The organism is Staphylococcus sp. OJ82 (assembly GCF_000294465.1).
In the GTDB taxonomy this organism is placed as follows: domain Bacteria; phylum Bacillota; class Bacilli; order Staphylococcales; family Staphylococcaceae; genus Staphylococcus; species Staphylococcus equorum.
This window is the reverse complement of the sequence record NZ_ALPU01000003.1, coordinates 320,804-345,430: the sequence shown is the minus strand read 5'-3', so window position 1 is coordinate 345,430 and position 24,627 is coordinate 320,804. Positions and strand designations below refer to the sequence as shown.

Below are 24,627 nucleotides of genomic sequence, written 5' to 3'. Positions count from 1 at the left end.
TACTTTTCACCAAGACAATAATATACTTAAAAATATTATAATTAAAGTATATTATTGTCTTTACTTTTTTGGTAAAATAGTGTTGTACACCAATAATTTTATTTAGAAGGAGAATTTTATGCAGCTTTTAACTATAGAAAATATTAACAAACGGATTAAGAAGCAAAAAATTTTAAAAGACATTTCATTCACTCTTAAGCAGGGCGAGGTCGTAGGTTTAGTCGGTGCTAATGGAGCTGGGAAAACAACGTTAATGAAAGTGATTTTAGGACTTTCTAATTATCAATCCGGTTCACTTAAATTACATGGGCCTATGAATAATAACCACATTGGCGCTTTAATTGAAAACCCTGGGGTGTATCCTTTCCTTACCGGTTACGAAAACATGAATTTAATTAATGAAGATAAAGAAAAAGAAAACATGGAACAAATTATAAAAAATTTAGAAATGTCTCAATTCATACATAAAAAAGCTAAAGCATATTCTTTAGGAATGAAACAGAAATTAGGTATTGCACTTTCCCTTCTAAATCAACCTCAACTCGTTATCCTAGATGAGCCTATGAACGGATTAGATCCAAAAGCAGTGAGAAATGTAAGGGAAACTATTTTAAGTCTCAAAGCACAAGGTGTTTCGTTTCTTATATCAAGTCATATGTTAGGTGAACTCGTTAAAGTGACTGACTCGATTTTAATTATTGATAATGGGGCTATCGTTAAAGAAACGACAATGGAAGAACTCAATAATTCGAATGAAAGTGATTTGGAAAATGTATTGCTTAATATTATCGATCATAAGGAGGAGAAAAAATAATGGGAACATTGATAAAACAAGAATTATATAAAATTTTTAAAAAGAAATCATCAATTATTATACCAATCATTATTTTTATCATCATGATTGGTTTAGCTATTTTAAGCAAAAACTATTCGAATGTAATTGAGTCAAATTTGCTACTTGAACAAGGTTATAGTGGTTTTTCTTGGATTATCTTTTTGATGATAATTCAAGCAAGTACAATTATTACTATGGAATTCCATTACGGTACAATTAAAAATTTACTTTATAGAAATTACACAAGAACAAGTATTATTTTAAGTAAACTTATTGCATTGTTCATCTACTCTCTAATTGTATTTGTACTTTGTATTCTAATTAGTTTGCTACTTAACCTTACATTTTTCTCTGACATCGATATTTTAAAACACTCAGGAGAACAATTATCTCCATTACAAAGTTTATTATTAACATCATTAGCAACTTATGTAGGTATGTGGCTCATTTTAAGTTTAACGTTGTTACTTTCTTGTATACTTAAAAGTCCAGGCGTCTCAATCGCTGTCGGTATTATTTTCTATTTTGCTACTTCGATACTCGCTGGCATTTTATTTATGGCAATTGAGCAATGGGAATGGCTTAAATGGAGTCCTATTAATATGTTAAATCTAAGTGTCCAAATTCTCGATAATGATATATACAAAAAAATGACAAAATTAGAATTACACGAATTACTTATTGGTAATATTGCATATATTGTAGTTTTCTTAGCATTAGTAGTGTTAGTCTTTAGAAAAAAGAATGTTTAATTTTTACTCCTAAGATAAGTTATTAAAACCAGACTCGCATGATGTATTCTAGGTAAACAAGCACGAAATTATAATATATAACAGCCCTGAATTTATAAATTCAGGGCTGTTATATATTATATCTAGTTTATTACTTAGCTTTCATCATAAATAATATTTATTCGTCACTTTTAAATCATCTGTTAATTCATAAATAAGAGGTGCGCCTGTTTTTATTTCATAATTAACAATAGCTTCGTCAGATATATCCTCTAAATATTTAATTAGTGCTCGTAATGAATTACCATGAGCAGAAACTAATACTGTTTTATCATCTAATAACTGTTGAGAAATTTGATCATTCCAATATGGTATCACTCTAACCAAGGTATCTTTTAAACTTTCAGATTCTGGCATAACTCTTCTATCTAAAAGTTCATATTTTCTATCATTTAAATAACTATTTCGTTGTTCTTCATTTTGCTTTGGTGGTGGCGTATCATATGATCGTCTCCAAATATGAACTTGGTCTTCACCAAATTCTTCACGAGCATCATTTTTATTTAAACCTTGCAATCCGCCATAATGGCGTTCATTTAATCTCCAAGATTTTATAATTGGTATAAATAACTGATCAGATTCATTTAACAAATGATATGTCGTTTTAATAGCTCTTTTTAACAGAGACGTGTAAACAATATCAATTTCTATACCTTGATCTTTTATTTTTTTACCAGAGGTGATTGCTTCATTTCTACCCTGTTCAGATAAGTCTACATCTGCCCATCCTGTAAATAAGTTTTTAGCATTCCATATGCTTTGCCCATGTCTACATAAAATTAGTTTTGGCATAATATTTCCTTCTTTCCATTAAGTAAAATATGGTTTTATACGATATTTACAGGAATGTTACAGCAATAATACTTATTGTTTATAGTTGCAAAGCTGGCCACTCACCTATTCCTGTACTTATTATCGCATTTCTATATTAAAATTATAACAATTTACACTTTATTTTGAAATGATTGTATTCATTTATTCATAAAAGATACTTTCTTTTTATTTTTCTGTAACCTACTCCCCATTTTTTGATGTTACAGTTATAAACGTTGAAATAAGAAAACAGTAAATAACTATTATTTATTAAATTTTTAAATACTTAAATGTAAAAACATAACCTGTGATATTTCATATTGTATACAGGTAAATCAATTAGGAGGATTTTAAAAAATGAAAAAATTATTATTAGCATCTTTCGCATCGATTACTATTGCAGCAACTGGTTTAGGAGTGAGTTCAAGTGTATCAACAGCAGACGCAGCTGAGACATCAACACAACAAACTAACAATGACGTATACAGTGAATTTATAGAAGCAGGCGGCACTAAAGCGCTATGGGATAATATTGTAATGCCTGAATCAAGCGGTGACCCTGAAGCAGTAAACGAATTAGGCTACAAAGGGTTAGGACAAACTAAAGAAGCTTGGGGCACTGGCACAGTTGAAGAACAAACTAAAGGTATGATTAACTACGCTGAGGAGCGTTACGGTTCAATAGAAGCAGCTATCGATTTCCGTCTAGCTAATGGCTGGTGGTAATTAATGCCACCTATTCAAGCACTACGTGTAAGAATAGATTGTTTTAACACATAAATAATTTGTAGACCTGAAATTACTTTCAGGTCTCTTTTTATGTTATTAACTCAATTATTTGTCAAATAACTATATTTTCCAACGTAAAGGCTCGGACCGTGTCTTAGGCAAGTAATTATAGAATTTACATATGTTAAAAAGTCGGAACAAAAAAACTGCCAACAATTGTCGACAGCCAGAAATCAATTACAAATATATTTAGTTTGAATATTATTTATTTTTAATTATTGTATAGATGCTGGTTCGGGATGTACATAAACTGAAGAAATACCTTTTTCATGCATATGTTGTTCTACTTTGTCACAGATATTGTGCGCATCTTCTAAAGATAAATTCGATTCTACGACAATAGTTACATCTACAAAAATACTACTGCCATGGTATCGTCCTTTAATATTTTGCACATCAATCACATCTTCTATTTCTAAAACATAATTTTTGTAAGCTTCTAATTCTTGTTCATTAAACCCATCACTTAAAGTAAAAATTGATTCTTTAAATATTCTAAAACCAGTGTAGATAATAAGTAAACCTAAAATCGTTGCTAATACTGTATCAAGAATTGGCAAACCAAATTGTGTAAAAATTAAACCTACAGCTGTTCCAATACTAACTAACGCATCTGATAAATTATCCTTTGCCGCTGAATTTAGCGAACTACTATTCGTTCGTCTAGCTAGCTTTTGATTAATATAAAATACTATCAACATAATAATGCCACTTATAACACTGACATATATCGTAATTACATTAGGTGCATGGTGATCTTTAGAAAAAATTTCAGGAACACTTTCTATAACAACTTGTATACCTACAAACATGATAATAAACGAAACGAGTAACGTTGAAATATTCTCTGATTTTAAGTGTCCATAAGGATGGTTTTTATCCGCAGGCTTAATAGAAATTTTCAGTCCTATAATAACCGCTAACGAAACTACAATATCAGTCATATTGTTTAAACTATCTGCTCTAACTGCTGCTGAATCGTACATAGAGCCAATAATAAATTTGGCAATTGAAAGAACGATATATACAATTAAACTTAAATAAGCGCCTTTTTGCGCTGTTTTCAAATTTTCACTTTGTGTCATATCTGTTGTCCACCTTAATTAATATAGAACATTTATTATGACCTATCCCAAGCATATTTACAACAATTTTTATTCAAAAATTATTTAATATAAAAAATCTAATTATTTTTTTAGCCTTTCCTAAATAAAGTTGTTAAATTGTACAAAAACAAAAGTCATCACTATTCTACTTTACTTTTAAGTCTTAAAAAAATCAGTCTTTCAGTATATATTTTGATAAAACAAAAGTAATAGGTATCGTTATAATTAATCCTGCAAACGGGGCTATTACTGAAGAAATATGAAACCACTGTACGAATATATACAATAGCAATGTCTGCATACCCATATTTACAACTTGTGTTAACGGAAATTGAATAAATTTACGCCATGTGGGTTTTACTTTATATACAAAATGGCAGTTTAAATAATATGAAATTATAAAACTAACCATAAACCCACTTACATGACTGACTAGGTAATTTAAATCTATTAATTTTAATAAGATAAGGTAAACGATGTAGTAATTTAATGTATTAATGCCACCAACAATGATGAACTTTATAATTTCATAGTGGGTTTTATTTAAATTCATCTGCTTACTCCTTTGATTCATATTTATAATTATTTCGCACGTTCTGTTTGTTTTTTAGTATGTAAATTATCATTGCATTTCTAAATTCATATGGGATAATTATTTAGTTACAGAATAATTAAACTTGTATGTAATAATGCATAAGAGAGAAATTTAAAGGAGTACTTAACATGGACAAAACTTCAAATCGCCAAATACCGCTAATTGTTATTATTGTGTTGGGTATTATGACTACTTTTGGTCCTTTAACAATAGATATGTACGTTCCATCATTACCAAGTGTACAAAGTGATTTTAATACAACCGCTTCTCAAGCGCAACTCACACTGTCTTTCGCTATGATAGGACTCGCAATAGGACAATTTATCTTTGGGCCTTTGTCAGATGCATATGGACGTAAAAAGATTGCTTTGATCATTATCATATTATATGCAATAGCTTCATTTATTGCAGTATTCGCAACTTCTATGTCTACTTTATTAACAATTCGTTTGATACAAGGTTTGACTGGTGGCGGAGCCATCGTCATCGCTAAGGCCTCTATAGGAGATTTACATAAAGGTAAAGCCTTAGCCAAAGGTCTAGCTTCACTTCTTGTCGTGAATGGGATTATTACTATTATCGCTCCACTGATCGGTGGTTATGCCTTAAGTGTCTCAAACTGGCAAGCTATTTTCTTTATTTTAACAATTGTTAGTATGATCATATTCTTTTTTGCCCTTTTCAAAATGGAAGAAACAAGAACAGTTGATCTTTCAAAACTTAACTTCGGCACTATTTTTAAAGACTTTGGTTATTTGTTGAAAAAACCAGCTTTTGTTTTTCCTATGTTGTTGCAAGGATTGACGTATGTGATGTTATTCAGTTTTTCATCTGCAGCCCCTTTTATTACACAAAAAATTTATGATATGACACCCCAACAATTTAGTGTGCTATTTGCAATTAATGGTATTGGATTAATTATCATGAGTCAGCTCACTGCTATTTTAGTTAGCTATATAAATCGTTATGTATTATTGATTGCACTAACAATGATACAAATTGCAGGCGTCGTATTAATTTGTATCACACTCATATTACACTTACCAACCTGGGTTTTAGTCATCGCATTCTTCTTAAATGTTTGCCCAGTAACAGGGATTGGTCCGCTAAGCTTCACATTAGCAATGGAATCTCGTACAGGTGGTAGTGGCAACGCCTCTAGTTTACTCGGTCTTTTCCAATTTATTCTAGGTGGTGTGATATCACCGTTAGTTGGTTTACAAGGCGGATATAGTGTCATGCCATATTTAACGATTTTAGTTATTACTACGGTGCTAATTATTTCATTAGAACTTGGCTTAAAATTCACTACCAGAAGAAGTGTATTGAACAAATAATCTATATAAAATAAGTGCGACACCAGTCCTATTATAAAAGGGAGCTTCCAAATTTTTGAACTGAACCCAATAAGTGAGAGTAAAATAAAGACACTTTCGTTGAATTCATATTAAAATGAATTTATTCGGAGGTGTTTTTTCTATGAAAAAAGTAGTGTATTCAGTAGAAACTAAAAACAAAGTAATAGAAATGAAAATTCAAGGTTATTCTACTAAACATATTATGGAAACTTTAAGTATTAAAAGTAAAACTCAAGTACAAAGATGGTGGAAATGGTATAGAGATGGTGAAAGCAATAGGTTTCATCAACAAGTCGGAAAACAATATTCGTATGGAAAAGGAATTGAAGAATTAAATAATGAAGATAAATTAAAACTAGAAATTAAACGTCAACAAGCTGAAATTGATGTTTTAAAAAAGTACAAGGAATTGGAAAGGAAGTGGCGCCAAAAGTAATAATACAAGTGGTTAATGCGTTGAAATCAAGTTATTCAGTTAAGGTAATATTAGGGGTTTTTAATATCTCAGAATCTACTTATTACCGCTGGAAACTTAAAAATTATGAAGTAGATTCAGTTGAAGAAAAAATAAAATATATTTGTCGTAAACACAACTATACCTATGGTTATAGAAAAGTAACTGCCGAATTAAATAAACATAGCGTCAAAAAAGTAAACCATAAAAAAGTACAAAGAATTATGCAGGAAAACGAGCTGAATTGTCGCGTTAAACCTAAAAAATCTAAAAGACCAGGTAATCCATTTTATAAAACAGATAATTTGCTACAGAGAAATTTCAACGCAAGCCGTCCATTAGAAGCACTTGTAACGGATATTACTTATTTACCTTTCGGTAATACAATGTTATATCTTTCGTCAATTATGGACGTGTATAACGGAGAAATAATTGCTTATACGATAGATAATCATCAAAATCAAAGTTTAGTAAACGACACATTGAATCAATTAGAAATTCCAGATAGTTGTATACTCCATAGTGATCAGGGCAGTGTTTACACATCTTATGAATATTATAAATTGTGCGAAGAAAAAGGCATTACCAGAAGCATGTCCCGTAAGGGAACGCCAGCTGATAATGCCCCGATTGAATGTTTCCATTCCTCGCTAAAGTGCGAAACATTCTATCTAAACAAAGAGCTCAAAAGCTCTAATAACATTGTAATAGATATTGTCGAAAATTACATTGAAAACTATAATAAAGTTAGAATTCAACAAAAGCTAGGCTACTTATCTCCTATAGAATTCAGAAAATCAGCAGCCTAGAAAATAGTGTTTTTATTAAGTTCCCATTTTAAGGGTTCAGTGCCTTTTTGGAGGCTCCCTTTTATTTTTTGTTACTATGATTTATCTAAACGATAGGAAGCCATATTTCTGTAATATATTCTTCTGATCTAATTGGTCCCTCTTTATACAACTCAAAAAATGGCGCATCGCGAAATTCATAATCTAATGTAGGTAAAATATGTCTATTTATCTTTTCCATACCCTTTTTAATAGACTCAGGTACTGGCCCTTTAGCATCAAAGACAATGTATCTACCCTCAGATAATTCTGTTCGCTGCCATTGCGCTTCATCTGTATCATTGGTAACACCAATGAGGCAATGGACTTCACCATTAGCATGAGGCTTATAAACAGCCAATAGCCCTTGCAATTGATTATTACCTAGTGGCATTAATTCCTGTTTCTTCCCTTTATTATCAAAATCCATCCAGAAATTAAATATATCTTCTTGCGCTTTTTGACCAGTCCCATACTCCTTTTTCACACCTAAGACTGAAGTCCGTGATAGCGTCTCTAATCTGTATTCCATACACATCCACCCCTTTTTGTTATTATAACCAAAATACATATACGATTTCTATCGTGAACTATTATATGGATATTCAGGCATCTTAATATGCATCTTCAAATAATGGTTATATAATAAAATAAATTTCAAAACAATTCCATTTTTACAAATCAAGCAAGGAGCCATAGCATGAGTCGAAAAATTTTATCTGTAAAACCAATTAGTCAGCTTTTTCCTATTCCAATGGTTATGGGATGTGAAGGCGTATCCGCTGCCATGATACTACAATTTAATGAACACGCTATTCCAGCTACACAAATTATGAAACATTGGCCTAGACATGCAAATAACCCTTATAAAGGCTATGTGGGCAATCATCTATGGATTAAACGGGGGCATCACCAAACAATATTCCCGACTGCTTTAGTTCCTCATTTAAAACAATACGATGCACATATCAATGACAGTACTGGACAATCTTTAAATGACCTATGTAGCATTATTGATCAAGGCCAACCAGTGGTAATTTATCACACTGTGCTAGGTCAGCGTCCTGAGAAACGTACATTTAAATTAGATAACCATCCCACTCAGTTAGTGTCCAATATTCATGTCACTGTACTCATCGGTTATGACGAACATCATTATTACTATATTGATCCACTATGGTCACATTTAGGTAAAATAATACTTGTTCCTGCAATCATACCCAATCAATTTCAAATTATTAAAATCAAAAAAGGTAAATTAGAACATAGTTATAACGCGCCTGGTCGCATGAGTTTTTATATTCAACCATTATAATGTTGACAAAATAAAAATAGATAGGGCGACATAGAAATTTAATTTGCTTTCATATTCTCACCCCTACAAGGTTACTAAAAAATTGAAATACTATATAATGCATGATTGATTTCCTGTTCTATATCAGCTGAACGCCATTCTCTTTGATAACCTAAACATGGACAAATGTATGTGATACCGCGTTCTTCAAATGCATTTCTAAAATGAACATGCCCCATAATACTATAGCGAATATCGTATTGTTGATATAGAGTATCAAAATCTGATGTTCCTATAAACGCATTAAAATAATCAAATATACGATGTGGCATCGGCACTGCAAATTTTGGATGCGTTACGATATGTGTCATAAGTATCACTTTTTTGTGTTTAACTTTTTCAATATCCTTTGCCGTTTGTTTGGCTGCAATGCGAGATAGTTTTCTATCTTCCATAGGCCAATCAATTTTCACTTTATCTTGCCATGTTGCACCGTAATACTTTCTACGAGCAATTCTTTCAATTGAAAATTTAGGATCCGCATACGTATAATCATACCAGCCTGTGTTCCCAACAATGGCCCATTCATCATTTATGTCATAAGGTTTTCCAATTAAGCACGATTCCATCGCCATATAAAAATCTAAAATCTCAGCTGATGTAGCACCTGTATCTGTAGCCCAAAAATCGTGATTTCCCGGAATAAATAATACTTTTATTTGTGTTGTGCTTTCAAGCCGCTCAATAAATTGCTGTGTTAAGTTATAATTATTGGAGATATCTCCTGCAATTAGCAACATTTCTATACCTCGCTGATTTATAACTTTAATTAATACTTGTTGATAATCTTCAGGTTTCAGTGTCTTATGTCTGTCTACATGCAAATCTGAAATCATACCTATTTTCATTTTTATCACATTCCTCTACTTCATAACAGTATCATTATTACATACTCTCTTATAGTTCATTAAGTAATCCGCATAATTTTGAATTGTTCTAATTAATAAAATAAATATAAACCATTAACACAACGTCATCACATAATATATTTATTCTACATTACTATTAAAAGTGTAAATATTTCTTTTTAAAAATAAATGATGCTATAATAATATCAATTTAGTATATAAAGGAGGACATTCTATGGAGTTTACAATTAGAGCCTTGTCCGAAGAAGATAAGCACGGTAAAGCGATAGTTCATTATGAAAGTTGGCTGGAAACTTACGATGGCATAGCTAAGAATGATTACTTAGAAAAACTTGATAAAGAAAAGTTTATCAAGCAGTCCTCCTTGCATGATGTACCAACATTAGTTGCTATTGTTAATAACGAAGTTGTAGGTTTTATTTCCTATGGCAAGACACAAACATCAACGTCTTCAGATGATTGGAGCGAAATCTTCGCATTATATCTATTAGAAGAATATCAACGTCATATGATTGGCTTTGCGCTAACACAGCGTGCATTAGAGTTATCTTATCCAGATAATGTAATGCTATGGGTTGTAGAAGAAAATGACAATGCCATCAATTTCTATGAACAGGTAGGCTTTAAACGAACGTCTGAAAAAAAACCTACTTATCTCGGTAAAACATATAATGAAATAAGAATGAACTTCACAAGAACTGAACACGAGCAATAATTAAATCATAATAAACAAAGCGTACCTCCTACATAATGTAGACGTACGCTTTGTTTATTATGATGTAAGTTTTAGTGTGTTTCTCCTAACGCTACTTTGATATCTTTATCTGATTCAATGACCACTTCAAGCGCTACTTTCAAACCTTTAGCGATTGTCTCTAGAGACATCGATGGCTTTTCTACCTTATCTGTAACTTGTTCAGGTATGAATGGAACATGGATAAAACCAAATTTAATATTTGGAAACTGTGTCGCCTCTAAGTAACCAAGTTGATATAAAATATGATTACATACAAATGTGCCAGCTGTATTAGATAAACGTGCAGGTACACCTTGTGATTTTATTCCCTCAGTCATACGTTTAACCGGTAGATTAGAAAAGTAAGCAGCTGCTCCTGTTGTTTGTATGACTTCATCAATTGGTTGATTGCCTTCATTATCTGGAATACGTGCATCATCTATATTGATTCCGACACGTTCCGGTGTTAATTCAAACCTACCACCTGCTTGTCCAATTGCTAAAACAATATCATATTCTTTTTGATTTAATTGTTCTTTTACGACCTCTTTACTTTTATGAAATACAGTTGGTATTTCTAATTTATCTATCTTATGACCATCAATTTCATCTGGCAAAAGTTTTACAACTTCTAAAGCAGGATTAATTGCTTCTCCACCAAAAGGATCGAAACCCGTTATTAATATATTCATCATTTAATAGCCTCCTTTATTTTTTAATTCACTAACGCTCAATAATTATGATTTAAAAAGCCCAAAAATACATTAAACCAATGTGTACAAAAATTAATATAAACGCGATAGGTGCTTGTGCTTTAATAACGCCAAATTCATCTTTCATTTCTAATAATGCTACTGGCAATGTATTAAAGTTTGCTGCCATAGGTGTTAACAACGTTCCACAAAATCCACCTGTCATTGCTAAAGCACCAGCTATAACAGGGTCTCCACCTTGAGCTATAACAAATGGAATACCAATACTTGCCGTGATAACCGTAAATGCTGCAAAAGCGTTGCCCATTAGCATCGTAAATAATACCATGCCCAATACATATGCTGTCGCTCCTAATAGATGATTGCCTTCCGATAAAAATGAGGATAGCCCTTTAGAAATAACATCTCCAACACCACTGACAGTAAATAGCACACCTAAAGCTGCTAAAAACTGAGGTAATATACCTACAGTGCCAATCTGTTGTGTTAATCTATCACTATCATAGAGTACATATTTGCCATTAGGTTTAATTACAACATAAGCTGCTAATAACCCTAAAACAGAGGATACACCTAAACCAATTGCGCCACCTAAGGGCGTCCAATTTGATACCGCGATTGCAGCCACAGCTAGTATAATAGCTGGAATAAATAATTTATTACCATATTTTTTTGCACCTTTATCCCCTGTTGTTTTATCAACATCAATGATATTTTTGATTATTACTTGCTTAAATAATGTTAATCCACCCATTACTAAAATAAATATACCGTTTATTACATTTGGTATATAGGGACCTATGATAAAAGTCGTTGCTAGCAAAATCCAAAATAGTGCTGTACCATACTTCTTCTGATGTGACGAAGCTTTTAATACACGATATGCTGTATAAAGTAATTGTAAACCTATTAATATGTAAAAGAGCTCTAAAATATTATTTAATGTATTTTCACTCATTTTTGTTCACCTGCTTCGTGCCATACTTTTTCTCTAAATACTTATCAAACCTTATGTTATTAATCCACACAATAATGAAAACGATAATTGCAATTGGTAATGATGCGAGAACAAGATCGACTGCATCTACTTTAATGCCTAATGACTGAAACGTTCCAACCATTAGTAATACACCTGCTGCGCCAACAAATAAATTTTGTCCAAAGAAATTACCATAATTTTCCATCGCAGAAGCTTGTGCTTTTATCTTCTCAATATCTGTTGCATCGACTTCTTCATCTTTTAAGTTATAACGTGTTTTTAATGCACCTTGTACCATCGGATTAATCAGCGGCCTAACAAATTGTGGATGTCCTCCTATACGAATCGACGCCACACCTGCTAGCTCTCTAATAACTAAATAAATTGTCATCAATCGTCCACTCGTTACACGCTGCACCTTTCCTATTAAATTAGAAGCTTGTTTTTTCAATCCAAACCTCTCTATTAATCCAACCATCGGTAAAGTTAAAATGAACAACGTCACCAACCTATTATCTACAAACGCCTTGCCCAATGTATCTAGAATTTCATAAATATCTAATCCTGATACAATTCCAGTAACTACTGCGGCAATTAAAATTACTGCAATAGTATCAACTTTAAAGACAAATCCTAATATGATAATCAAAATTCCTATTAATTTTAACCATTCCATAAAATCCCTCCTTTTTACTATAGTATAAATTTATTATTCCTAAATACAATGAATTTTCAGAAAAATTATGTTGATAACTCGCTTTTATGAAAATCCACGAAAAAGAGCGGGAGTATGAAATCCAATTTTGATTTCATACTCCCGCTCTCACAAAGCTAACTAGAAAAAGTTGCACTTCAAGAATAACTGTTATTTAGTTTAACTTACCATGAGATTTATTTTTATAACCATTTCAATTCTGACTCAGGAACTTCACGTGAAGGTAATAGCGTCTCAACAATCAATATAATCGTACAAATTATTGATACAACATTTAAGAATATTGCAACGCTATTGATTTGTATAATATCAAACAAGATATTAACAAGAATCGATAAAATAATTAAAATGAGTGCAGTAACCCTTTTTCTACCTGCATCATAAAATCTTCTTAACGTCACTGAAACCATAGGTACCATGATTGCTAAAGCAAATATACCAATTAGTGCAGATAAAATCGCTGCGACAATAAAAGCGCCTGTTATAAAGCTAATTGCGCCGATTAACGCTACGATAAAGATGCCAATGATATGAACCAATACTGGTGTCCAGAACTCTAGTCTATCTGATTTCCCTTTAAAGTCAGCATATCTCTTCCAAAAACTTTTATACGCCTTTATCATATTGTTACCACTCCATTTTCTTCTTATGGAATTACCTGTGCAATGAATATATTCACTAATATATCGCACTAACCTATACACTAACAAGCATTAGATTATAAAAATTTATTTAAGAAAAGATTACAAGTTATTCTTGTTCTTTTGCTGACTCAATATAAGAATTAATAATTTGTTCTAAAACAACAGGTAATTCTTCAAATGCACTTTTTTTATGCAAACGTTCACTGACTTTATGTGCGTCTTTACCTATCGGTCCACATAATAATATCGGCGCACTAACAGCTTTAATAACTTCAAATGGTAGTTGATATGTTTTATTAAAATTAGGCGTATTTTTTTCATAGGCAGCAATTTGTTCCATATCTCCATCAAAGTTCAAATAACTACTATCACTAATGCCATTAAAATAGTGAACACGTTCACTTTGACGTTGAAATTGATCGCGTAACGTTCGACGCACTAATTCAACCGTTGACTCAATACGCTTATCGTAAGACGAATTAACAGCAGGATAATAAGGTGTTGCAAAAAATGTCACTACTGCTGGTGCAATATCTTTACAGGTTTGCATTAACTTATCAGCAACGTTGACACTTTGTAAATGTAACTCATCTGTCTCTTGGATCGCCTTATCAATTTGCATAGTTATATATGCCTCTCCATGTTGTTTAATGGCATATCGCTTTAATTGCTCATATGTGAGCACATTAATTTTCGTATCAAATTCTTTCTCTTGCTCTTCTAATATAGAGAGCCAATCACTTTCACAACGTTCTGTAGCGTGTATTACTGAATCGATAAACTGTCTAAACACATCAGCTGGCTTATTTTTAAAAAGAAAAACATTAAACAATCCTATTGTTCTGAATGGTGTTTGGACATCGTACGCCAATTTATAATCTCTCATATGCAGAGATACTGGAACGGGCGTTGCATCATTTTCAAAAAATTCTCTAAATGTATTGTTGTATTCAATCTCTTGCGTAATATAACTCATCATAAAGTTAGAACTCAAACCATCTAATGGATTACCTACATGCGTTTCTTTGCCATAACATAATACACCAGGCATAATCTTTCCAATTGACCCTGAATATGTATAATGCTTTTCATCAGCACCAGCTTGTTGAAAAGTAGGTTCACTATTTAAATGAAGTTGTATATCCAAATGATATTGTTGCTTTAGCTCGGCAATTGCTTCTACTGCTTTGCGCATTCCTGAAGAGTTGACTTCTTCATCTGGCACTGTAACTAAAATTAAATTAATGTCCCATGCTTCAACACTAGCTAATTCAATTAATGAAAGATGCAACATGAGCCCTGCTTTCATATCCATTGTACCTCGGCCAAATAAATAGGTGTCATTGTTTAAGTCTTCAATTGCTTCTGCATTTAAATAATGATGATTTTGGGAAAATAATGATTTTAGTTCATCTGGATTAAACGCATTGCAATGAAAATCACCATAATCTTCTACACCAACAGTGTCATAATGACTAATTAACACAATTGTTTTTGCCGAAGTATTTGCTTGATAAAAAGCAACAACAGCTTCCTTATCATCTTCAGTTTGTGTCAATTGAATATGCTTTTTATGTTCTTGAAAGTATGTAAGTTGTAACAATAACTGCTTTACGAAGTTTGGAAATGTTAGTTCCCCTTCAGAATTCGTCACTGTTGGATGATTCACTAATCTCTTTAATAAATTTAATCGATTTTCGTATGATTGCCATAGCAATTTCGTCACTTTATTCCCTCCATTTGTAAGCGTTTTCTCAAGTATAATATGTATTGAAATTCAATAGCAATAGATTTAATTATAAAAGCGATATTTTAACGTATTTAATAGTTCCTCAATCGACACTTAGTTACAATTGAATGTTCCTAACTATAATATTCTATAAATTAATTAACAGTTTTCAGAAAATTAAAATTACATGTCATTATATCCTTGTAATCTGATAGGGATTGTTGTATTATTCATGTACTATCAATCTTGGAGGTTAATATTTATGACATTATATTTACTAGAAGCAAATGACTTAGCTTTTGCCTCAACAAAAAGCGAATTAGAAAAGAAAGCAGCTGATTTAACAACCGCTGAAGTACCAACGCTTATCGAAGTACAGGCGACAGAAGACCTTACACACGGATACTTTATCGTTGAAGCTAATGATGATACTGAAGCGAAACAATTTTTAGAAGATGCTTCAATTAATATAAATCTTGTTAAAGAAGTACGTTTAGTTGGTAAAGAATTAGAAGACGTTAAAAAAGGTGATGCACATGTAGATTACCTAGTAACTTGGAATATTCCAGAAGGCGTTTCTATGGATCAATATTTAGCACGTAAAAAGAAAAACTCAGTACATTATGAAGAAGTGCCTGAAGTACAATTCCAACGTACTTACGTTTGTGAAGATATGTCAAAATGTATCTGTTTATACGATGCACCAGACGAAGATGCTGTTCGCCGCGCACGTAAAGCTGTAGATACACCTATCGATGATATCGAGAAAATATAAAGAAAATCAGTGATTTTTAATCACTAGATTTTCTTATGCAATAGCTAAAGCTATTGTAATCCTTAATTTTGCTTCTCAATGAAATTGAGATTAGTAGTTCTTATGCAATTGCTTTAGCAATTGTAATCCTTCATTCTACTTTCTCAATGAAATTGAGTTTAGTAGTTCTTATGCACTTTTTTCAAAATAAAAAATTAAAACCAATCACTTCACGGGCTATGTGTATGCATAGCCCTTTAGTGTAAGGATAAACCATACTAAAACGATAAGATTAATCGAGGTGTTGTAATGATTCACATTGACCACGTTCAACATCATTTTGGCGATAACCAAGTCATTAATGATTTTGAATTAAATATAGAAAAAAGTAACATCGTAACTTTTATAGGTAAAAGTGGTTGTGGTAAATCGACGTTATTAAATATTATTGGCGGTTTTTTAACACCAACTTCAGGGTCAGTAAATATTGATGGAAAAATTAAACAAACACCATCACCTGATTGTTTAATGATATTTCAACACCACAACTTACTTCCTTGGAAAAATATTAACGACAACATACGTATTGGTTTGTCTCAATACATAAGCAATGAAGACATTAATAAACAGTTAAAAACCGTAGATTTAAATCATAAAGGAAAATTATTTCCAGAAGAATTATCCGGTGGTATGAAACAACGTGTTGCGCTTTGTAGAGCACAAGTACACCAACCAAATGTCATTCTCATGGATGAACCTTTAGGCGCTTTAGATGCCTTTACACGTTATAAATTACAAGATCAGCTTGTACGTTTAAAAGAGCGCACAAAAGCAACAATCATTTTAGTTACGCATGATATTGATGAAGCGATTTATCTTTCAGATAATATCGTGCTACTCGGTGAAGGTTGTGAAATTATCAACCAATATAGTATAAAACAATCTCATCCTCGTAACCGCAATGATAGCCATTTATTAAAAGTTAGAAATGATATTATGGAAAAATTTGCGCTAAATCATCATATGGCAGAGCCAGAATATTATTTATAAGGAGTGTTAAAAATTGAAAAAATATATTGCTTTTACTTTAATACTCCTTCTTATTCTTTCTGGTTGTAGCCCAAATAAAAATCAAGATAGTCAAAATAGTGACAATAAAAAACAAACTATAAAAATAGGCTATCTTCCAGTAACACATTCAGCAAATTTGATGATGACAGAAGAAATTCAACAAAAGTCTAAAAAATCTGGTTACAAACTTGAACTCATACGTTTTAATAATTGGCCAGACCTTATGGATGCATTGAACAGCGGTAAAATCGATGGTGCATCTACACTGATTGAACTTGCGATGAAATCAAAACAAAAAGGCTCAGATATTAAAGCAGTCGCCTTAGGTCATCACGAGGGCAATGTGATTATGGGACAAAAAGGTAAAGAAGCTTCTGATTTTCACAATCACGGAGAATACAGTTTTGCTATCCCACATCGTTATTCAACACATTATTTATTACTAGAAGAAATGCGAAAGCAAATGAACTTAAAATCTAACACTTTTAGTTATCATGAAATGGCTCCAGCAGAAATGCCTGCAGCGTTAAGCGAAAAGCGAATCTCGGGTTATTCTGTCGCGGAACCATTCGGGGCACTGGGAGAAAAATTAGGTAAAGGCGATACTATAAAGCATGGTAGTGATATCGTTCCAGATGCTTATTGTTGTGCACTCGTACTCAGAAGTGATCTTATTGATCAACATCATACAGTTGCCAAAGCATTCATGTCAGATTATAAACAAGCTGGTTATAAAATGAACAACAAAGAAGAAAGTGTTGATGTCATGGCAAAAAACTTTAAGCAAGATAGAAAAGTTCTAGAACAATCAGCAGAATGGACATCATATGGCGATTTAACAATTAAAAAAGATGGTTACAGTAAAATTACAGATTTAGTAAATGATCATAATCTTTTTAAAGCACCTGCTTATAAAGATTTTGTTGATCCTACGCTATATAAGGAGGGATAAATGAAATGGCAGCTAATTTAGTCAAAAAATGGACATTACCAATCATTACTTTCATCATTTTCCTATTTATATGGCAATGCGTAATATGGATTGGAGATTACCAGCCCATTCTTTTACCGGGGCCCTTACTAGTAGCAGAAAGTATTTGGCAGTTCATTATTACCGGGGAAATATTCTCACACTTAGGTATTAGTTTATTTCGCTTTATTGTAGGATTTGGATTTGCAGTTATCGTAGGGGTTCCTGTTGGCTTTTTATTAGGACGCAGTAACGCAGTATTTGATGCAATAGAACCGCTATTTCAATTAATTAGACCAGTCTCCCCTATTGCATGGTCGCCGTTCGTCGTTTTATGGTTTGGTATCGGGAGTTTACCGGCGATGGCAATTATATTTATTGCAGCATTTTTCCCAATTGTTTTTAATACAATCAAAGGGATTCGAAATGTGGAACCACAATACTTGAAGATTGCATCTAATTTAAATTTAAAGGGTTGGTCATTATACCGAAACATCCTCTTCCCTGGTGCATTTAAACATATTATGGGCGGTATACATATGGCAGTTGGAACAAGTTGGATATTCTTAGTTTCTGGTGAAATGATTGGTGCACAATCTGGACTTGGATTCTTAATTGTTGATTCACGGAATATGTTGAATTTAGAAGATGTTTTATCTGCCATATTCTTTATTGGGGTATTTGGATTTTTAATTGATCGCCTTATTAGTTATTTAGAGAAAATGATATTAACACGTTTTGGTGAATAAAGGAGAGTATATTTATGAGTTTAAAAACACACATTGAAAACGAATTAGATCCCTATTTAGTAGAAATTGATAACGGTTCACATTATCCTAAAACCTTCATTCAAACTTTATTTAAAGAAGGTTATTTTAAAGAAAATGATGTCAAAGCAAATTCAGAAGTCATCGAAGAAGTATCAAAATCTTGTCTGACAACGGGCTTCTGTTTATGGTGCCAACTGGCATTTTCTACCTATTTACAAAATGCAGAACAACCTCATTTAAATAAAGACTTACAACAGCAATTACTATCAGGTAAAATTTTAGGTGCTACAGGATTATCAAATCCGATGAAATCATTTAATGATTTAGAATCATTCAACTTGTCACATCACTATAAGGATGAGCAATTTATTGTGAATGGTAGATTACCTGCGATTAGTAACATTGCTTCAGAACATTATTTTGGTGCTATTTCTAAATCTGAAACATCAGATGAACTTGTAATGTTTATCGTTCAAGCCAATCAAGAAGGCGTTAATATAAATGAAATGTCTACCTTCTTAGGTGTAAATGGTTCAGCAACATTTTCAATTGAAATGAATGATGTGCACATACCTGAATCACATATTATTACACACGACGCAAAAACATTCGCATCTAAGATACGTCCACAATTTGTAGCTTTACAAATACCGATTGCATTAGGTTCAGTACGTTCATCACTTGATTTAATTCATAAATTTTCTAATGCACAAAATGGCATTAACAAATATTTAGAATATGATGTTCAAGATTTTGAAGCACGTTATAACAATATAAAAAATCAATTTTACAATTTATTAGATACACATGATTTACACAATCAATTTGGTGACTTGATTGATTTGAAAAAAGAAGCCGGTTATTTACTACTTGAAGTCAATCAAGCATCTATGGTTAACGGGGGTTCTAGAGCATATTCACCTCGTGCACCTCAAGCACGTAAATTAAAAGAAGGCTTTTTCTTTGCAGCGCTAACGCCAACATTAAGACATTTAGGTAAACTACAAGAAGAATTCAAAAGCAGCAATGCTTCAGTTTAATAGCTCAATTCAAAAACAGTAATAACTGTTATATAATAGGAAATTACTTGTTGATATTTTTATTTTTAAGTAATAGCAGTTATTGGGGCGACTTCTGACTAGTTAATAAAGCATTAGCTGGAAACTACAGGATGAGGTGTACCCGCGAAAAGCGTGCACAAAAAATTAGACAAAGTCTGAGACTTTGTCGACATACTAAAACAGCGAACAACTGTGTAAATACAGTTGTTCGCTGTTTTTCTGTTACTATGCGTTAACAAACCATTCGATTGCACGTTTAATACTTTGATCCCAATAAGCATAATCATGTTCGCCAGGTCCATCCTCAAATTGATATGGAACTGCTTTTTCATCTAAATACTTGATAAATTGTTGATTATCTTCATGCAATTCATCTTCTGTGCCACACATGATGAGTAACTCCGGAATAGCTTTATTTTGGTCTACTGCTTGATCGACTAAATGATATGGATCTAAGTCAGTACCTTTAACTCTTTTACTTGTTCCTGCTATAGCTTCACCTGAGAAATCACACCAATCAAAATCCATAAGGTGTTGACCATTAAACACTGCTGATAACGGACAAGCTTTAGCAAAACGATGTCCTTGTGATAAAGCATATTTAATGGTGCCATAGCCACCCATAGAATGCCCAGCAATAAAATTATCTTCTCTTTTATCAGATAATGGTAAAATTTGATGCGCATAATCTAACACTTCTAATACATAATCAAAATAGTTATGGCCATAAACCATGTTACTATATCCACTATGGTCCGCGTTTGGCATAATGACAGCTAATTGATGCGTATTAGCATAACGTTCAATACTTGTGTAACGCATATAAGAAGTTTCATCACTTGAAAGACCATGTAGTAATAATAAAGTTTTCAATGGTTTCGGTTGTGCTGCTTTATTAAAATAACTTTCATCTTCCGGTAAAATCACCATAAAATGATGATGCATACCTATTGTTTTAGAATTATAATTAATTGATAAAATTGCCAACTTTAATCACTACCCTTTATTAATTAACACTTTGTGGCTTATGCTTTGCTTTTTTCTGTGTTTTGTTAGAAGGATCTAAACGTTTTTCTAAAAATCTCAATCCAACGTCAATTAGAATTGCGATTAATGCAATTGGAATTGCACCTGCAAGAATAAACGTTGTGCCATCTGTTGCGTTTGTACCACGAATAATAATGTCACCTAAAGTTGGTGCTCCAATAAATGACCCAACTGCTACAACACCAATTGCTACAACAAGTGCGATTCTTAAACCACCTAAAATTACAGATAAAGACAACGGTAACTCAATTAAACGTAACACTTGGTTTCGTGTCATACCCATACCTTTACCAGCATCTTTAATGTTTGCATCAACGCCAATAATACCTGTAAAAGTATTTTTAATTATAGGTAATAATGCGTATAAGAACACTGTTAAAACAACTGTATTTGGACCTAAGCCCATCACTAACATTAAAATCGCTAACATCGCAATAACTGGTACAGTCTGTATAATATTGGCAATTGTAATAATCGTCCATGATAATTTTTTATATCTAGCAATGATAATCCCCAATGGAATACCTACAATTGCTGCAAATAAAACGCCATATACTGACATTAATAAATGCTTAATGAATAAATCCCATAGGTAGCCAAAGTTGACTGAATAATATTCGACTAATTGCTGTAATAAATTACCTTCCATTAGTTTTGACCACCTTTCTTATCGTCTTCAAAATAGTTGTGTGCTTTCAAGAAATTATCAGCTACAACAGCTGGTTCTTGACCTTCACCATCTGCTTGATAATTAAGCTTTTGCATTTCTTCTGTTGATATTTTGCCCTTCAACTTATTAATAATTGGTTTTAATTTTGGATGTTTTTCTAATAAACTATTCGTTGCTACTGCACTCGAATCGTATGGTGGGAAAAAGCGTCTATCGTCTTCAAGTACTTTTAAATCGTACCCCTCAATACGTCCATCCGTTGAATAACCAACTGCTACTTCTAAGTTTTTTGAATTTAAGGCATCATATACAAGTCCGATTTGCATTGGACGTACTGTATCAAAGTCAAACCCATATTCTTTCGTAAATCCTGGATAACCGTCACCTTCACGATGTAACCACGAACTGTCCACGCCAAGTCTTAACTCATCACTATGTTTTTCTAAATCTGAAACAGTTTCTAAATTATATTTCTCAGCTGTTTCTTTAGTAACCATAAATGCGTATGTGTTCGCAAAACCATATGAATCAAAGAATGTTTGATCAAATTTCTTTTGGAACCCATATTGAGTCGCTTCCATCGCTTTTTCAGGATCTTTTATTGGATCTTCTTTTAAAGCACCTGTTAAATCTGTGCCATTATATCTTGCCCCTGACATATTTGCATCACCATTCACTAAAGCATTATGTTGAATGGTACTTGAACCTAAATTGTTAATTAATGATGGTTTAATCTGACCATCTGTATCATGTTCTATTAAAAGTCTCAACATATGAGACATAATTTGTGATTCACTCGTTGCAAGTGCTGTAATTTTAACTTCATTATCTGAGCTGCTACCACTTAAACCAGGTAAACTACATCCAGATAACACCGTCAGACACAGTACAAGCACGATACTATACTGTTTAAACTTCTTCATAATGTCCTCCTTTTATTATCTGGATACTTTTAAGCCTTTTGGAACAGCCCATTTTTCGACTAATGAAAGTAATACATCTACAACTAAAGCTAAAATTGTTACAAGTATAGCTGCACTTACAATCATCAATGGATCATATAAATTTAAACCGTTAAATACAAAGTCACCTAAGCCGCCTGCACCAACATAACTTGCTAGCGTCGCCCAACTGATTACATATACAGACGATAATCGAATACCACCTAATATAAGTGGTAAAGCTAACGGTAATTCAATATCTTTCATAAGTTGTAACTTGGTCATTCCCATACTTGTGCCAGCTTCTTTAATATTAGTGTCGATGTTTTTGACGCCTAACACAGTATTATTCAATATTGGTAAAAGTACATAGATAAATAATGCTACAATTGCAGGTAATTTCCCCACGCCAAATATTGGTATCATGATAGCTAATACCGCAAGTGTTGGTATTGTTTGAAGCACACCAGCAATTGTGAGTACGATATTTGAAGTTCTTTTCATTTTGGATAAGATAATGCCTAATGGAACAGCCACTACGATAGCGATTAACAATGCGATCATTGAGATATAAAAGTGTTCAGCTGTTTTTGATATCAGTTGCCCACCATATTGCTCTATGAAAACTTTCATTATTTATCAGCTCCTACATTTTCGGGCTCTACTATTGCATTTTGATCCGCATTTTCATCTTCGTCTATTTCGCCCCAAATACTGTCATAAACAATATCCACTAGGTTTGCTCTCGTAACTAATCCAATTAATGTTTCACCATCTTTATCCACTACCGGAACGTTTCTTACATTTCGTTTTAAAATTGTACGTACTGAATCTTGCAATTTACTGTCTATTCTTACTCTATAAATATCACGTTGCATCGTATCGATAAGCTCTTTGTTTGAACGTAATCCTTGGTTAATGTCTTCAATATCTAAGTAACCTAGTAATCTATTGTTATTACCTACCACAAAAATAGTATCTACACGACGTTCTCTCATGACTTTAACTACTTCGTTCAGTGAACGATCTGCGTGTACAGTTACTGGTTTAATCATTGCATCTTTAACTGTACGCATATTTGGACGATCTTGAATTAATCTATTTTGACCAATAAAATCACGTACGAAATCGTTTGCAGGATGACGTAAAATATTATCTGGTGTATCAAATTGTATAACTTGTCCTTCAGACATAATACAAATTTTATCTGCTAGCTTAATCGCTTCATCCATATCATGCGTAACAAAAACAAATGTTTTACCTAATTTTTGCTGTAATTCTTTCACTAAATCTTGTAATGTATCTCTCGTAATCGGGTCTAATGCACCAAATGGTTCATCCATTAAGATGACATCTTGTTCAGCAGCTAATGCACGCACTACCCCAATACGTTGTTGCTGTCCCCCAGATAATTGAGATGGATATCTATCTAAAAACTCTTCTGGTAAATCTACGAGTTTAATTAATTCTTTCGCTTTACGTTCTTTCTTTTCTTGAGACCATTTTAATAATTTCGGTACTAAAACGATATTTTCTCTGATTGTCATATGAGGCATGAGTCCTATTTGTTGAATTACATAACCAATTTTTCTACGTAATTCTACTGGATTCATTTTGCGGACATCTTTGCCATTAATTGTTATTTGTCCCTCAGTAGCTTCTATCATTCTGTTGATCATTCTTAAAGCAGTAGTTTTACCACTACCACTTGTTCCTATAAACGCAATAAATTCACCAGATTCAACATCTAATGATATATTATCTACAGCTTTCTTCCCACCGCCGTAGACTTTTGATAAGTTTTTAATACTTAACATGGTTCAATTCCTTTCTATGTACATATTTTAAATTAAAAATATTTCATAATAAATTTAGGACTATCTGTGGATGTTATACAAATTCTAAAATAAGTAACAACATAGCTACAAATAGCCCTAATTTATTCGTTTTGGTTGTTAAAAAACAAATCAATTATACAATAAATTAAAATTTGATTTTGTTACCCTATACAATAAGATACCTTAATTAATAAAAAT

General features: G+C 32.4%; 27 protein-coding genes. 12 read left to right on the top strand and 15 right to left on the bottom strand.

Annotation, left to right across the window (positions count from 1 at the left end):
• Window positions 1-118: 118 nt before the first annotated feature.
• Together SOJ_RS03865 and SOJ_RS03860 are read left to right on the top strand one after the other, a co-directional pair.
• The gene (locus tag SOJ_RS03865; protein ID WP_002506780.1) at window positions 119-814 is read left to right on the top strand and encodes an ABC transporter ATP-binding protein; all 696 of its coding nucleotides are present in this window, start codon (window positions 119-121) and stop codon (window positions 812-814) included.
• Entirely contained in the window at window positions 814-1,587 is a 774-nt protein-coding gene (locus SOJ_RS03860) for an ABC transporter permease (protein ID WP_002506779.1), read from the top strand. The genes SOJ_RS03865 and SOJ_RS03860 overlap by 1 nt, the downstream gene beginning before the upstream one ends.
• A 144-nt stretch (window positions 1,588-1,731) precedes the next feature.
• On the opposite strand, the gene SOJ_RS03855 is transcribed toward SOJ_RS03860, so the two are convergent.
• Window positions 1,732-2,418 carry a 2,3-diphosphoglycerate-dependent phosphoglycerate mutase gene (locus tag SOJ_RS03855; RefSeq protein WP_002506778.1) on the bottom strand — a complete coding sequence of 229 codons (687 nt, stop codon included), beginning with the start codon at window positions 2,416-2,418 and terminating at the stop codon, window positions 1,732-1,734.
• Between the two features lie 378 nt (window positions 2,419-2,796).
• On the opposite strand from SOJ_RS03855, the gene SOJ_RS03850 reads away from it, so the two are divergent.
• Window positions 2,797-3,165 (top strand): hypothetical protein, encoded by a 369-nt coding sequence (locus SOJ_RS03850; protein ID WP_002506777.1) that lies wholly within the window; start codon window positions 2,797-2,799, stop codon window positions 3,163-3,165.
• Between the two features lie 278 nt (window positions 3,166-3,443).
• Here the strand turns inward: SOJ_RS03850 and SOJ_RS03845 are convergent, their stop codons facing one another.
• Both SOJ_RS03845 and SOJ_RS03840 read right to left on the bottom strand, forming a co-directional pair.
• The gene (locus tag SOJ_RS03845) at window positions 3,444-4,313 is read right to left on the bottom strand and encodes a cation diffusion facilitator family transporter (protein ID WP_002506776.1); all 870 of its coding nucleotides are present in this window, start codon (window positions 4,311-4,313) and stop codon (window positions 3,444-3,446) included.
• 193 nt (window positions 4,314-4,506) lie between these two features.
• Entirely contained in the window at window positions 4,507-4,887 is a 381-nt protein-coding gene (locus SOJ_RS03840) for a GtrA family protein (RefSeq protein ID WP_002506775.1), read from the bottom strand.
• A 170-nt stretch (window positions 4,888-5,057) separates the two neighbouring features.
• Between SOJ_RS03840 and SOJ_RS03835 the strand changes: the two genes are divergently transcribed.
• Both SOJ_RS03835 and SOJ_RS03825 read left to right on the top strand, forming a co-directional pair.
• Window positions 5,058-6,266: a multidrug effflux MFS transporter gene (locus SOJ_RS03835; RefSeq protein WP_002506774.1), complete on the top strand. Its 1,209-nt coding sequence runs from the start codon at window positions 5,058-5,060 to the stop codon at window positions 6,264-6,266.
• A gap of 142 nt (window positions 6,267-6,408) precedes the next feature.
• Window positions 6,409-7,550 (top strand): IS3 family transposase gene (locus tag SOJ_RS03825; RefSeq protein ID WP_156789163.1). Its coding sequence is split into 2 segments (ribosomal slippage): window positions 6,409-6,679 and window positions 6,679-7,550, totalling 1,143 coding nucleotides; the frame shifts between segments, so codons are not numbered across the junction.
• A gap of 85 nt (window positions 7,551-7,635) precedes the next feature.
• On the opposite strand, the gene SOJ_RS03820 is transcribed toward SOJ_RS03825, so the two are convergent.
• Window positions 7,636-8,100: a GyrI-like domain-containing protein gene (locus SOJ_RS03820; protein WP_002506773.1), complete on the bottom strand. Its 465-nt coding sequence runs from the start codon at window positions 8,098-8,100 to the stop codon at window positions 7,636-7,638.
• Between the two features lie 168 nt (window positions 8,101-8,268).
• Here SOJ_RS03820 and SOJ_RS03815 point away from each other — a divergent pair, with 168 nt between their 5' ends.
• Window positions 8,269-8,883 (top strand): C39 family peptidase, encoded by a 615-nt coding sequence (locus tag SOJ_RS03815; protein ID WP_002506772.1) that lies wholly within the window; start codon window positions 8,269-8,271, stop codon window positions 8,881-8,883.
• A 74-nt stretch (window positions 8,884-8,957) separates the two neighbouring features.
• Here the strand turns inward: SOJ_RS03815 and SOJ_RS03810 are convergent, their stop codons facing one another.
• Window positions 8,958-9,770: a metallophosphoesterase gene (locus tag SOJ_RS03810; protein WP_002506771.1), complete on the bottom strand. Its 813-nt coding sequence runs from the start codon at window positions 9,768-9,770 to the stop codon at window positions 8,958-8,960.
• Window positions 9,771-10,005: 235 nt separating this feature from the next.
• Here SOJ_RS03810 and SOJ_RS03805 point away from each other — a divergent pair, with 235 nt between their 5' ends.
• A complete protein-coding gene (locus tag SOJ_RS03805) occupies window positions 10,006-10,506 on the top strand; it encodes a GNAT family N-acetyltransferase (protein ID WP_002506770.1) in 501 nt (166 codons plus the stop codon).
• A gap of 71 nt (window positions 10,507-10,577) precedes the next feature.
• Here SOJ_RS03805 and pcp read toward each other — a convergent pair whose 3' ends face one another.
• The 5 genes from pcp to SOJ_RS03780 form a co-directional block, all read right to left on the bottom strand.
• Window positions 10,578-11,219, bottom strand: a complete 642-nt coding sequence (gene pcp, locus SOJ_RS03800) for a pyroglutamyl-peptidase I (RefSeq protein ID WP_037539452.1) — start codon at window positions 11,217-11,219, stop codon at window positions 10,578-10,580.
• A gap of 52 nt (window positions 11,220-11,271) precedes the next feature.
• Window positions 11,272-12,198 carry a DUF979 domain-containing protein gene (locus tag SOJ_RS03795; protein ID WP_002506768.1) on the bottom strand — a complete coding sequence of 309 codons (927 nt, stop codon included), beginning with the start codon at window positions 12,196-12,198 and terminating at the stop codon, window positions 11,272-11,274.
• The gene (locus SOJ_RS03790; protein WP_002506767.1) at window positions 12,191-12,895 is read right to left on the bottom strand and encodes a DUF969 domain-containing protein; all 705 of its coding nucleotides are present in this window, start codon (window positions 12,893-12,895) and stop codon (window positions 12,191-12,193) included. Before SOJ_RS03790 ends, SOJ_RS03795 begins: the two co-directional genes overlap by 8 nt.
• A 221-nt stretch (window positions 12,896-13,116) precedes the next feature.
• Window positions 13,117-13,557 carry a DUF805 domain-containing protein gene (locus tag SOJ_RS03785; RefSeq protein WP_002506766.1) on the bottom strand — a complete coding sequence of 147 codons (441 nt, stop codon included), beginning with the start codon at window positions 13,555-13,557 and terminating at the stop codon, window positions 13,117-13,119.
• A 127-nt stretch (window positions 13,558-13,684) separates the two neighbouring features.
• Window positions 13,685-15,304, bottom strand: a complete 1,620-nt coding sequence (locus tag SOJ_RS03780) for a M20/M25/M40 family metallo-hydrolase (protein WP_002506765.1) — start codon at window positions 15,302-15,304, stop codon at window positions 13,685-13,687.
• A 265-nt stretch (window positions 15,305-15,569) separates the two neighbouring features.
• On the opposite strand from SOJ_RS03780, the gene SOJ_RS03775 reads away from it, so the two are divergent.
• The 5 genes from SOJ_RS03775 (at window position 15,570) to SOJ_RS03755 (ending at window position 19,912) form a co-directional block, all read left to right on the top strand.
• Window positions 15,570-16,082 carry a DUF4242 domain-containing protein gene (locus SOJ_RS03775; RefSeq protein WP_002506764.1) on the top strand — a complete coding sequence of 171 codons (513 nt, stop codon included), beginning with the start codon at window positions 15,570-15,572 and terminating at the stop codon, window positions 16,080-16,082.
• 288 nt (window positions 16,083-16,370) lie between these two features.
• A complete protein-coding gene (locus SOJ_RS03770; protein WP_002506763.1) occupies window positions 16,371-17,111 on the top strand; it encodes an ABC transporter ATP-binding protein in 741 nt (246 codons plus the stop codon).
• A 13-nt stretch (window positions 17,112-17,124) separates the two neighbouring features.
• Entirely contained in the window at window positions 17,125-18,084 is a 960-nt protein-coding gene (locus tag SOJ_RS03765) for an ABC transporter substrate-binding protein (protein ID WP_002506762.1), read from the top strand.
• 5 nt (window positions 18,085-18,089) lie between these two features.
• A complete protein-coding gene (locus SOJ_RS03760; RefSeq protein ID WP_002506761.1) occupies window positions 18,090-18,851 on the top strand; it encodes an ABC transporter permease in 762 nt (253 codons plus the stop codon).
• Between the two features lie 14 nt (window positions 18,852-18,865).
• A complete protein-coding gene (locus SOJ_RS03755; protein WP_002506760.1) occupies window positions 18,866-19,912 on the top strand; it encodes an acyl-CoA dehydrogenase family protein in 1,047 nt (348 codons plus the stop codon).
• A 246-nt stretch (window positions 19,913-20,158) separates the two neighbouring features.
• On the opposite strand, the gene SOJ_RS03750 is transcribed toward SOJ_RS03755, so the two are convergent.
• Genes SOJ_RS03750 through SOJ_RS03730 form a run of 5 tightly spaced genes read right to left on the bottom strand, consistent with a single transcriptional unit; the run spans window position 20,159 to window position 24,408 of the window.
• Window positions 20,159-20,920, bottom strand: coding sequence for an alpha/beta hydrolase (locus tag SOJ_RS03750; RefSeq protein WP_002506759.1), 762 nt, complete (start codon window positions 20,918-20,920; stop codon window positions 20,159-20,161).
• 19 nt (window positions 20,921-20,939) lie between these two features.
• Window positions 20,940-21,629 carry an ABC transporter permease gene (locus SOJ_RS03745; RefSeq protein ID WP_002506758.1) on the bottom strand — a complete coding sequence of 230 codons (690 nt, stop codon included), beginning with the start codon at window positions 21,627-21,629 and terminating at the stop codon, window positions 20,940-20,942.
• Window positions 21,629-22,573, bottom strand: coding sequence for an osmoprotectant ABC transporter substrate-binding protein (locus tag SOJ_RS03740; RefSeq protein WP_002506757.1), 945 nt, complete (start codon window positions 22,571-22,573; stop codon window positions 21,629-21,631). The genes SOJ_RS03745 and SOJ_RS03740 overlap by 1 nt, the downstream gene beginning before the upstream one ends.
• Window positions 22,574-22,588: 15 nt before the next feature.
• Entirely contained in the window at window positions 22,589-23,224 is a 636-nt protein-coding gene (locus SOJ_RS03735; RefSeq protein ID WP_002506756.1) for an ABC transporter permease, read from the bottom strand.
• Window positions 23,224-24,408 carry a betaine/proline/choline family ABC transporter ATP-binding protein gene (locus SOJ_RS03730; protein WP_002506755.1) on the bottom strand — a complete coding sequence of 395 codons (1,185 nt, stop codon included), beginning with the start codon at window positions 24,406-24,408 and terminating at the stop codon, window positions 23,224-23,226. Before SOJ_RS03730 ends, SOJ_RS03735 begins: the two co-directional genes overlap by 1 nt.
• Window positions 24,409-24,627 lie beyond the last annotated feature (219 nt).

Excerpts from the sequence above, each read along its gene's own strand:
- SOJ_RS03865 (WP_002506780.1), top strand. The coding sequence starts at position 119 with ATGCAGCTTTTAACTATAGAAAATATTAACAAACGGATTAAGAAGCAA.
- SOJ_RS03860 (WP_002506779.1), top strand. The coding sequence starts at position 814 with ATGGGAACATTGATAAAACAAGAATTATATAAAATTTTTAAAAAGAAA.
- SOJ_RS03855 (WP_002506778.1), bottom strand. The coding sequence starts at position 2,418 with ATGCCAAAACTAATTTTATGTAGACATGGGCAAAGCATATGGAATGCT.
- SOJ_RS03850 (WP_002506777.1), top strand. The coding sequence starts at position 2,797 with ATGAAAAAATTATTATTAGCATCTTTCGCATCGATTACTATTGCAGCA.
- SOJ_RS03845 (WP_002506776.1), bottom strand. The coding sequence starts at position 4,313 with ATGACACAAAGTGAAAATTTGAAAACAGCGCAAAAAGGCGCTTATTTA.
- SOJ_RS03840 (WP_002506775.1), bottom strand. The coding sequence starts at position 4,887 with ATGAATTTAAATAAAACCCACTATGAAATTATAAAGTTCATCATTGTT.
- SOJ_RS03835 (WP_002506774.1), top strand. The coding sequence starts at position 5,058 with ATGGACAAAACTTCAAATCGCCAAATACCGCTAATTGTTATTATTGTG.
- SOJ_RS03820 (WP_002506773.1), bottom strand. The coding sequence starts at position 8,100 with ATGGAATACAGATTAGAGACGCTATCACGGACTTCAGTCTTAGGTGTG.
- SOJ_RS03815 (WP_002506772.1), top strand. The coding sequence starts at position 8,269 with ATGAGTCGAAAAATTTTATCTGTAAAACCAATTAGTCAGCTTTTTCCT.
- SOJ_RS03810 (WP_002506771.1), bottom strand. The coding sequence starts at position 9,770 with ATGAAAATAGGTATGATTTCAGATTTGCATGTAGACAGACATAAGACA.
- SOJ_RS03805 (WP_002506770.1), top strand. The coding sequence starts at position 10,006 with ATGGAGTTTACAATTAGAGCCTTGTCCGAAGAAGATAAGCACGGTAAA.
- pcp (WP_037539452.1), bottom strand. The coding sequence starts at position 11,219 with ATGAATATATTAATAACGGGTTTCGATCCTTTTGGTGGAGAAGCAATT.
- SOJ_RS03795 (WP_002506768.1), bottom strand. The coding sequence starts at position 12,198 with ATGAGTGAAAATACATTAAATAATATTTTAGAGCTCTTTTACATATTA.
- SOJ_RS03790 (WP_002506767.1), bottom strand. The coding sequence starts at position 12,895 with ATGGAATGGTTAAAATTAATAGGAATTTTGATTATCATATTAGGATTT.
- SOJ_RS03785 (WP_002506766.1), bottom strand. The coding sequence starts at position 13,557 with ATGATAAAGGCGTATAAAAGTTTTTGGAAGAGATATGCTGACTTTAAA.
- SOJ_RS03775 (WP_002506764.1), top strand. The coding sequence starts at position 15,570 with ATGACATTATATTTACTAGAAGCAAATGACTTAGCTTTTGCCTCAACA.
- SOJ_RS03770 (WP_002506763.1), top strand. The coding sequence starts at position 16,371 with ATGATTCACATTGACCACGTTCAACATCATTTTGGCGATAACCAAGTC.
- SOJ_RS03760 (WP_002506761.1), top strand. The coding sequence starts at position 18,090 with ATGGCAGCTAATTTAGTCAAAAAATGGACATTACCAATCATTACTTTC.
- SOJ_RS03755 (WP_002506760.1), top strand. The coding sequence starts at position 18,866 with ATGAGTTTAAAAACACACATTGAAAACGAATTAGATCCCTATTTAGTA.
- SOJ_RS03745 (WP_002506758.1), bottom strand. The coding sequence starts at position 21,629 with ATGGAAGGTAATTTATTACAGCAATTAGTCGAATATTATTCAGTCAAC.
- SOJ_RS03740 (WP_002506757.1), bottom strand. The coding sequence starts at position 22,573 with ATGAAGAAGTTTAAACAGTATAGTATCGTGCTTGTACTGTGTCTGACG.
- SOJ_RS03735 (WP_002506756.1), bottom strand. The coding sequence starts at position 23,224 with ATGAAAGTTTTCATAGAGCAATATGGTGGGCAACTGATATCAAAAACA.
- SOJ_RS03730 (WP_002506755.1), bottom strand. The coding sequence starts at position 24,408 with ATGTTAAGTATTAAAAACTTATCAAAAGTCTACGGCGGTGGGAAGAAA.